The sequence below is a fragment of the Micromonospora sp. NPDC048843 genome, assembly GCF_040649965.1.
GTDB lineage: Bacteria > Actinomycetota > Actinomycetes > Mycobacteriales > Micromonosporaceae > Micromonospora > Micromonospora hortensis.
Map to the genome: position 1 here is coordinate 1 of NZ_JBEZGJ010000394.1, position 1,051 is coordinate 1,051.

The following is a 1,051-nucleotide window of genomic DNA, read 5'->3' on the forward strand; positions in this document are numbered from 1 at the left end:
GCTCGAGGTCCGGCGCTCCCGCACCGCACGCGAGACCGCGCGGGCGGCAGCGCGGGCACTTCCCGGCACCGCGGGCGAATTCGATGGCGCCGCACACAGTTTCGACGAGATCGTCTATGGCGGCCGCACCGCCTCGCCCGACGAATACCAGCGTCTCAGTGCCGCCGACCGCTATTCGCTCGCCCCGCCTCCCCCGGCAGATCCGGTCGACCAGGCCCGATCCGGGGAATCGGCGACGCGCCGCCGCAGTCTGCCACCACTCCCGCGGCTGTTGCGCGACAAGCGGTTCTGGGCCGTGGTTCTCGGAGTCCTGGTTGTCGCGCTGATCGTCTACCTGCTGATCCGATTGGCCGCCACCCCTTCGGCGCCGCCGCCACCCACCCATCCCCCGCCGCCACCGGAACGACCGGATCTCCCGAACCCGGAGCCCGGCGCGGGCAACGATTCGATCTTCGAACGCTTCCCGCCCTGGCTGGCCTACGGTGGGGCGCAGGCACTCGTCTTCGCGGCGATCGTGGTGTGGTGGCGCGGCCGGCGCCGGGGCACGGTGGTCGGCGAACCCCGCCCGGCCCGGTGGCGGCGGTCAGGCGGGCCACCAATTGGGTTGCCAGCAGGGAGTTTCCGCCGATATCGAAGAAATTGTCGTCCGCGCCGACGGTGTCCGCGCCGATCAGCTCCGCCATCACCTGCGCCACCAGCCGCTCGCCGTCGGTGCTCGGCTCACGGGCCGCGACAACGATCTGCCGGGGCTCCGGCAACGCGGCGCGGTCGAGTTTGCCGACCGGTGTGAGCGGGATCCGGTCGAGCACCGTCACACTGCTGGGCACCATGTGGGCCGGCAGATGCTCGGCCACATGCGCACGCAGCGCGTCGACGTCGATCACCGCGCCCGCGTCGGCCGCCTGCACATAGGACACGATCCGCGCGGGACCGGCGATATCGCGAACCTCGGTGTGCGCGAAGCGCAGTGCCGGATGAGCACCGAGCACCTCGGTGATCTCGCCGAGCTCGATGCGGAATCCCCGCACCTGGACCTGATGATCGCTGCGCC

1 protein-coding gene and 1 pseudogene are annotated in these 1,051 nt (G+C 71.5%); one reads left to right on the forward strand and one right to left on the reverse strand.

Annotated features, from left to right (window positions below; genetic code table 11):
- Positions 1-160: pseudogene (locus AB0C20_RS36350) on the forward strand (DUF4129 domain-containing protein); the annotation flags it as partial.
- Here the strand turns inward: AB0C20_RS36350 and AB0C20_RS36355 are convergent.
- Positions 156-1,028 (reverse strand): phosphopantetheine-binding protein, encoded by an 873-nt coding sequence (locus tag AB0C20_RS36355; RefSeq protein WP_357569739.1) that lies wholly within the window; start codon positions 1,026-1,028, stop codon positions 156-158. The pseudogene AB0C20_RS36350 and the gene AB0C20_RS36355 overlap by 5 nt on opposite strands.
- Between the last annotated feature and the right edge of the window lie 23 nt (positions 1,029-1,051).